The organism is Arthrobacter sp. TmT3-37 (assembly GCF_054510835.1).
In genome coordinates this window covers 481,058-488,565 of record NZ_JBTNDU010000002.1, presented here as the reverse complement: position 1 = coordinate 488,565, position 7,508 = coordinate 481,058, and the positions used below count along the sequence as shown (strand labels likewise).

Sequence of the window (7,508 nt, the reverse complement as noted above, 5' to 3'; positions counted from 1 at the left end):
GGTGGCGGCCGGGGGAGTAAACACCCTTCCCGGCGATAAGAGGGGAGGAGAACAGCTTGGGCCCGGGGAGCCCCCCCCCCCCCCCCCCCGGCCGTTCCGTCGCTCGCGCCTACCCGGCCAGCGTCGGCGTCTCGTCGCGCACGTCGCTCGCGAGTTCCACCGTCGCGGCCTGCGCCGGCCGTCCGAGGGCCCGGTACTGCCAGCCCTTCGACGTGTAGTCGTTGGCGTTCAGCGCATGCCGCCCGTCGAGGATCCGGCGGTGGCTGACGAGGGCGCCGAGGGTGTCGGGATCCGCATTGCGGAATTCCGACCACTCGGTGAGCAGGGCGACGACGTCGGCCTTGTCCACCGCTTCGGCCATGGAGCCGACGTAGTTGAGGTCGGGGTAGGCACGGTGGGCGTTCGCGTTCGCCTCGGGGTCGTAGACGGAGACGATCGCGCCCTCCAGGTACAGCAGGCGGGCGACGTCCAGGGCGGGGGCGTCACGGACGTCGTCGGAGTTGGGCTTGAACGCCGCACCGAGGGCCGCGACGCGGACGCCGGCCAGGGATCCGCCGGCCAGTTCGCGGATCAGGTCCACCGTGCGCACGCGGCGACGGTTGTTGATCGAATCGACCTCCCCCAGGAAGCTGACGGCCTGTCCGACGCCCAACTCTTCGGCGCGGTGCTTGAAGGCCCGGATGTCCTTGGGCAGGCAGCCTCCACCGAATCCTAGTCCCGGCTTGAGGAAGCGGCCGCCGATGCGGTCGTCCAGGCTGAGGGCCTTGGCGAGGTGGTTGACGTCGGCGCCGGTGGCCTCGCAGATCTCCGCCATCGCGTTGATGAAGGAGATCTTCGTGGCGAGGAAGGAGTTGGCCGCGACCTTGACCAGCTCGGAGGTCGCCAGGTCCGCGACGATCAGCGGCGTGTCGAGGTCGAGGATGGGCTCGAAGACCCGGCGGAGCTGCTGCTCGGCCCAGTCGGAGCTGACGCCGAAGACGAGGCGGTCAGGGAAGAGCGTGTCCTGGACGGCGAAGCCCTCGCGCAGGAACTCGGGGTTCCAGGCGAGTTCGAGTTCGGCGCCGAGCGGTGAGATGGACTGCACCATCGTCGTGATGCGCGCGGCCGTACCGATCGGCACCGTCGACTTGCCCACGAGCAGGGCCTTCCGGTCGATGCGCGTGGCCAGCGCCGTGAACGCGGCATCGACGTAGCGGAGGTCCGCTGCGGAGGAGTCGGGCGCCTGCGGCGTTCCGACGCAGACGAAGTGCACGTCGCCGAAGGACGCCGCCTCGTCGAAATCGGTGCTGAAGCGCAGGCGGCCGGACGCGAGCGCCTCCTCGAGCTTCTCGGGCAGCCCCGGCTCGAAGAACGGCACCGTGCCGGCGGACAGCATGTCGATCTTGCGCTGGTCCACGTCGACGCCCAGGACGTCGAAGCCCATGATGGCCATGCAGACGGCGTGGGTCGCCCCGAGGTAGCCGGTGCCGATCACGGTCACGCGGGGTGCGGGCTGGTCGTTCTCATGGGAACTGTTCATCGTTGGTCCTCTTTCCGGTAGGAATAGCGCGGATTGTCGGTGGATACGGGAGGGAAGCGGTGCGGGACGGAAGCCGGGTCAGCCGGATGTGCAGGGTTCGTTGGACAGCCCTTCTCCTGCACCGGCGGCGGTGTTGCTGCACTCGACCACGTTGTCGCGCACGGGCTTCAGCGAGTAGCCCAGGCCGGGCCCGTTGACCTGGGCCACGTTGTCGCGGAAGACGTTCTCGGTGCCCCAGCCGTCCACGATCTCGTGGGTCTGGAACCCGTCCTGGGGCGAGTCGGCGCCGGTGTTCTCGGCGATGATCCAGCCCCGGCCCTTGACGTCCACCCAGGAGTCGGCCTCGACGATCCCGGAGCCGTCGAAGCTGTTGGCCCGCAGGATCCCGTCCGACGTGCCTTCCTTGATGTCCACGTTCTCCGAGGTCGTGCCGGAGATCGTGTTCCCGGAGATCTCGTTGCGGTCGCTCCGGTCCGGTTCGCAGTTGCTGATGTCACACCAGTTGCTCTCGGCGGTGCCGACATAGACGCCCTCGCCGAACTTGGGCTTCCGCAGACCGGTGTCGCTGATCGTGTTGCCGATCACGCGGTTGTCGGTACTGAACTTCCGCAGGTGGATCGCCTCGTCCCCGGTCGTGGTGACCGTGAGACCGGTGATCAGGGTGTTGGTGCTCTGGTCCACCATGACCCCCTTCTGGCCGTTGCGCACCGTGAACCCCTGCAGCACCCAGTAGGCGGAGTCCTCGAGGTGGAACACGTAGCCGTCGTCGGTGGTGCCGCCGTCGAGGATGCTCTCGGTGTCACCGCACAGGGTGATGGGCTCCTCGGCGGTCCCGGTGGCGGTCGCCGTGAAATTGCCGGTGTAGACGCCCGCCGCGAGGCCGATGACGTCGCCCGGCCGCGCGGCGTCGAGCGCGTTCCCGAGATCCGTCGAGTTGGCCACCCGCACCGTCGGCTCCGGGCATTCCGCCGGTGTCTCGATCGGCGCGGGCGCCGGAGGAGCATCCACCGTCGGCCGGGGCCGCGGGTCCTGGTCGCGGCCGACCCCCTTGCCACCGGACCCGTTCAGTCCCACGACCACGACGACGGCGGCCACGACGAGCGCCAGGGCGGCGAGGACCAGCGCGGTGATCCTTCCCCGGCGGTTCACCGGGTGCGCCGGACGTCGTCGATGCGCACGATCCCGCGGCTGAGGGCCGTGAGCGGGACCCGCTCCTCGTAGGGATTGCGGATGGTGCGGACCCGCAGGTGCCTCTTGCGGGTGAAGGCCGTCGCGACGAGCAGCGCGCCGAGCAGCAGCCAGACGAAGGTGAGCGGCTGGAAGACGGAGTTCACCACGCTGTGGACGGTGGGCGCCGGGTGCCAGTTCAGCAGCTCGTTCTCCTCCACGACGGCGCCCGTGGAGGTCTCGTCCCAGATCGCCACCGTGCCGTAGCCGCCGACGTCGTTCCCGCTGACCTTGGTGTCGGGCACGCTGCCGACCAGGGAGACGCCGTGCCCGGACAGCGAGGACATGGTGTTGCCGCTGACCGCGGCCGACGCGTCCCGGATGTACACGCCGGTGTCGCCGCCCGAGATGGTGTTCCGGCGGATGTCGGCGGTCGCACCCGTGTCGCGGACGGCGACGCCCTGCAGCTCCTGGTCCCGGATCTCGTTGTCGATGATGCTCACGCCCGTGGCGCCGTAGTTCACCACCACGCCGACCTCGTTGCCGCGGATGGCATTGCCCGTCACGCGCAGGTTGTTGCCGCCGCTGACCTCGATGCCGTAGCGGCCGTTGTCGACGACGGTGCTCTTGACCACACGGTTCCCGCCGTAGGTGACCACGGCGGTCCCGACGGCGTTCGGGCCGTCCGCGAGCGGCTGTCCGTCGAGGGAGACCCCGTTCCGGCCGTTGCCGCTCGCCGTCACGTCCTGCAGCTGGACGCGCGTGCTGGAGCGTCCCACGCTGATGCCGTCGACCGCGTTGTCCGAGGACGTCGTGCCGGTGATGGTCGCATCGGTCACGGACCGGTGGAGCACCAGGCCGTCGACGAGGCTCCCGCTGATGGTGGTGTCGCGGATGGCGACGTCGCGGGCGTTGGTGACGAAGAGGCCGAAGGCGTTGTCCCGGACGGTCAGGTTGTCGATGCCCGCCGTCACCACGCTGTAGTCGAGGTCCGTCTGGTCGGCGAGGGACTTGAGGTCCTCCTCCGGCAGCAGGCGGGCACCGGCGGGCGCGGCCGGTTCGGCCGTCGCCGGCGAGTCCTGGAAGGTGCCGGCCGTGTCCGTCCCGGTCAGGGCGAGACCGCCCGTGTTGCCGCTCCAGAATCCGAGCGAGGACACGGTGGCGTGCGAGAACGAGGCGTGGCCGCCGATGACGCGGACGTAGGCACGCCCGTCGGCCGTGTCGGTGTCCGCTCCGGCGCCGTTCCAGCTGGTGATCTCGACGTCCGACTCCTCGGTGCCCGCGACCGCGAGCGACCCGCCGAGCGCGACGATCGACACGAACGCGTCCTTGTTGCTCTCCAGGCGGACGGTGATGCCCTCTCCCCCGCTGAACGAGAGCGTCGCGCCGGGAAGCACCACGATGTTCTCGGTGAGCATGTACGTGGACGATGCCAGTTGTTTGAAGGTGTCGGGTGCGAGCTGCAGGAGGTCCGCCGCGGTGTACGGGATGGTGCGGGCCGGCAGGACGAGGGTATTGGTGGCTCCCGTGTGGAGGCGGTACGGCCCTTCGAGGCCGTCGACGCGCCACCGCGCCGCGGAGGCGATGGTCCGGACGTAGACGAGGCGCTCCTCCTCGCTCTGGACGATCCTGGCCTCGCTGCGGGGGTCGCCCGTATACAGTTCGCCCTGGATGTTGCCGTTGGCGGCGATCTCGTTCCGCCCGACGGCGTCGGCCTCTGACTTCTTCCACAGGTTGCCCGCCGCGATGAAGCCGGCGCCGACGAGCGCGATGAAGACGAGGGCGAGGAGGCTGAGGAGGACGGGTTTCCTGCTGCTCATGCCACGATCTCCTGTCCGCTCTTGGCGGCGGTCCCGGTCTCGAGGCTGACGGCGTCCTGGCCGTCGCCGCCGATCTGGTTCGCGTGCCGCGTCAGCCAGCCCTGCTTGTTCATGGTGGCGAAGGCGTAGAGCTTGATGGGCAGGGCCACGAGGATGACCGCGAAGGCGAGCACCGGCAGGATGAGGATGTCGCGGGGGTGGCGACGGAGGTGGGAGATGCCGCGGATCCCGCGGCCGAGGAGCAGCCAGCACACCGCGGCCGAGACGCCGAGCACGGTGAAGTCCAGGCGGTTGAAGATCAGGTAGAACATGGTCAGGCCCATGGTCACCGGCGTCAGCAGGATCTGCAGGACCGTCACCTTCGTGATGAAGGGGACCCGCCAGAGCCAGCCCGTACCGATGGCGGTCAGGTAGCAGCGGTAGGAGTTGCGGCTCCACCGCACGCGCTGCTTCACGAAGGCCCGGAAGCTGGCGGGGAACATGGACAGCGCGCGTGCCGTCGACTGGTGCACGGTCTTGTAGCCGGAGGCGAGGACGAGCCAGGTGAGCCGTCCGTCGTCGCCCGAGATGCAGCGCTTCCCGAGGAAGTACTCGTTCTCGAGGTGCTCGAGGACGGGCAGGACGGCGGATCGACGGTAGACGGCCGTCCTGCCGGAGATGCACGGGACGGCGCCGGCCGCACCCATGGCGGGGACGTAGTCGAGGTACCTGAGGTTCACGAGCCAGTCGGCGATGCGCCTCCAGACGCTCGTCTCCCGCATGTAGACCGTCTGGTGGGTGCCCACCGCACCGACGAGCGGATCGATGAAGGGCATCTGGACGTTCCGCAGGAGATCCGGCTGCCACCAGGTGTCCGAGTCGGTGAGCACCAGGATGTCGTGCTTCGCGAGGCGGATCCCTGCGCCCAGGGCGGACCGCTTGCCCACGTGGTGGAAGAGGATCGGCGTGATCGTGGGGTCCTGCAGGGCTTCGATGCGGGCGTAGGCATCGAGGTCCTCGACGTCGAGGACGATGATGATCTCGTCGGGGTGCTGTGCTCGCCACGACTCGAGGGCGCTCATGAGGATGTCGGGATCCTCGTGGAAGGACGGCACCACCACGGACGTCGTCGCCCGGTGGTCGGTGACGATGGGCTTGGCCCGATGGGACAGGATGAACCGGTAGAGCCAGAGGCCCCAGACGATGGCCCCGGCCACGGCGACGGGGAAGTACGGGGAGACCTCGGCCCAGAAGGCGCTGACATCCGTCCAGTCGAGGCTGGCCGTCCAGGCGGACCAGGAGGTGCGGAGGGCATCGAGACCCGCCTCGGGGGTGGAGGCGGTGCTGACGGCATACGGAAGGTGCATGGGTGTCCTTGGGCAGGATCGGACGGCTGGCGGAGTGCACGTCATCGGGCGAGGGGCATCCTCCGTCCTGCAGCAGCTGGACCGCGTGCAGACGGGGCGCCTGGTCCCGGCGAATCATCAGGACCCTTCTCATTCGAGGGTAGGGCGATGTGACAGCCCCTGTGCTACGCGGGTGCTACCCGAAAAAATGCCGCTCCTACTTGGTCCTACCTGCGTTTTCCTGCGAGTCCGTCCGCGTGTCGGGACCCGCGCGCCACCGCCGGCGACGACGCCCGGTAGGGCCGGGGCAGGATCCCCCGGCGTCGAGGGACACCACGCCCCCGACAGTGATCCGCGGCCTGACCTGCGCGTTTGCTGCAAGGGGCCGCCGGGACGGGTTGCGCGGCAGCGCCGGACGGAGGTGGTGTCCGGGTGTCGGGGACGAAGTCGGCACGCGAAGCGTGACCGCTACTTGGGTGCGGCGCTCCGTGGCACGGATGTGACCAGAATTAACTCGACGTTCACGGGGCGCGTGTGCCGACGGCGGGGGACGGCAGGGCGATCGCCACCAGCGGCATCACCGCGAGGCGAGAGCAGCGCGAAGAGCCTCGCGTGACGCGTCGCTGCTGGCGAAGCGCCAGTCGGACTCCTTGTCGTGGTCGAACCAGACGAAGGCCTGCACATCGGGCTGGGCGGCGAGATACTCCACCAGTTCCTCCGTCCAGGCCGGCTTCGAACCGCCCTCGTCGGTCGAGGCCGTCTCGCCGATCAGAACGGGGCTGCCGGGCGCCAGCCGGCGCAGTTGGTGCAGCCCTTCGGCGAAGATCTCCTCCGGGGTCCGCCACGTCTCGTTCTCGCGGGAGGTACCCCAGTTGTACCCGTCCAGGCCGACGACATCGACATAGTCGTGCCCCGGGTAGAAGGCCGCCAGGGGCCGCGAGTCGCAGTCCGGGGCCTCGGGGTTCCAGACCCACGAGACGTTGTCCACGCCGGCGGCGTCGAACAGGCCGTGTACGTGGCGCCACGCGGCGACGTAGTCGGCGGGCGTGTTGCCGTTGGTACCCGCCCCCCACGGATACCAGGGGGAGTTCATCTCGTGCGCGAAGCGGAGCAGGACGGGTCTCCCGTAGGCACGCATGCTCGCGGCCCACTGCTGCAGGTAGGCGTCGTGGTGGCCGGCCGCGATGCCGGCCAGCGCGAAGCGCGTCTGTCCCGGACCGGCTGCGGGCTCCCACGGTTCCCACGTCAGCACCGGCGTGGCCCCTCGCGCGGCGACGGCCTCCAGGCCCGCGACCGGTAGGGGCGCCGTGAAATCGGAGTAGGCCATGATCAGGGACGGGCTCTCACCCAGGGCCCGGGCGGCCTCGTCCCACTGCGCCGGCGAGCCGAATCCGGCCTCCGTCGCGATGCCGAGGGCGGGACGCTCGCCCCTGATGGGCGGAAGACCGGCGGGGGCCGGGCCGCCGGAGGCCGGCAGGGACCGGGCGGCCGGTGCGATCTCTCCCGACCGCACGTTCCCGCACGCATCCGCCTGGACGTCGTCCTGCCCGTGTCCGGCCTGCGTGCCTGCCGGCCGAGGCAGGAACAGCACGACGCCGAGGCAGACGACGAGCACCGCCACCAGGGCGAGGACGGCCTTCCGACCCATCGTGTTTCCTCCCGTCGTCCGCACCGCGG

The 7,508-nt window shown here is 69.9% G+C and carries 5 protein-coding genes; all 5 read right to left on the bottom strand.

What is annotated here, in order from left to right:
• Positions 1-109: 109 nt before the first annotated feature.
• The 5 genes from ACX80U_RS05035 to ACX80U_RS05015 all read right to left on the bottom strand — a co-directional run bounded on the left by ACX80U_RS05035 (position 110) and on the right by ACX80U_RS05015 (position 7,479).
• The gene (locus tag ACX80U_RS05035) at positions 110-1,519 is read right to left on the bottom strand and encodes a nucleotide sugar dehydrogenase (protein ID WP_133082035.1); all 1,410 of its coding nucleotides are present in this window, start codon (positions 1,517-1,519) and stop codon (positions 110-112) included.
• Positions 1,520-1,597: 78 nt separating this feature from the next.
• The gene (locus ACX80U_RS05030) at positions 1,598-2,668 is read right to left on the bottom strand and encodes a right-handed parallel beta-helix repeat-containing protein (RefSeq protein ID WP_208740685.1); all 1,071 of its coding nucleotides are present in this window, start codon (positions 2,666-2,668) and stop codon (positions 1,598-1,600) included.
• Entirely contained in the window at positions 2,665-4,506 is a 1,842-nt protein-coding gene (locus tag ACX80U_RS05025) for a right-handed parallel beta-helix repeat-containing protein (protein WP_459267623.1), read from the bottom strand. The genes ACX80U_RS05030 and ACX80U_RS05025 overlap by 4 nt, the downstream gene beginning before the upstream one ends.
• A complete protein-coding gene (locus ACX80U_RS05020) occupies positions 4,503-5,852 on the bottom strand; it encodes a glycosyltransferase (protein WP_459267622.1) in 1,350 nt (449 codons plus the stop codon). Before ACX80U_RS05020 ends, ACX80U_RS05025 begins: the two co-directional genes overlap by 4 nt.
• Before the next feature lie 556 nt (positions 5,853-6,408).
• On the bottom strand, positions 6,409-7,479 hold the full coding sequence (locus ACX80U_RS05015; protein WP_459267621.1) for a glycoside hydrolase family 26 protein: 1,071 nt from the start codon (positions 7,477-7,479) through the stop codon (positions 6,409-6,411).
• Between the last annotated feature and the right edge of the window lie 29 nt (positions 7,480-7,508).

Excerpts from the sequence above, each read along its gene's own strand:
- ACX80U_RS05020 (WP_459267622.1), bottom strand. The coding sequence starts at position 5,852 with ATGCACCTTCCGTATGCCGTCAGCACCGCCTCCACCCCCGAGGCGGGT.
- ACX80U_RS05035 (WP_133082035.1), bottom strand. The coding sequence starts at position 1,519 with ATGAACAGTTCCCATGAGAACGACCAGCCCGCACCCCGCGTGACCGTG.
- ACX80U_RS05025 (WP_459267623.1), bottom strand. The coding sequence starts at position 4,506 with ATGAGCAGCAGGAAACCCGTCCTCCTCAGCCTCCTCGCCCTCGTCTTC.
- ACX80U_RS05015 (WP_459267621.1), bottom strand. The coding sequence starts at position 7,479 with ATGGGTCGGAAGGCCGTCCTCGCCCTGGTGGCGGTGCTCGTCGTCTGC.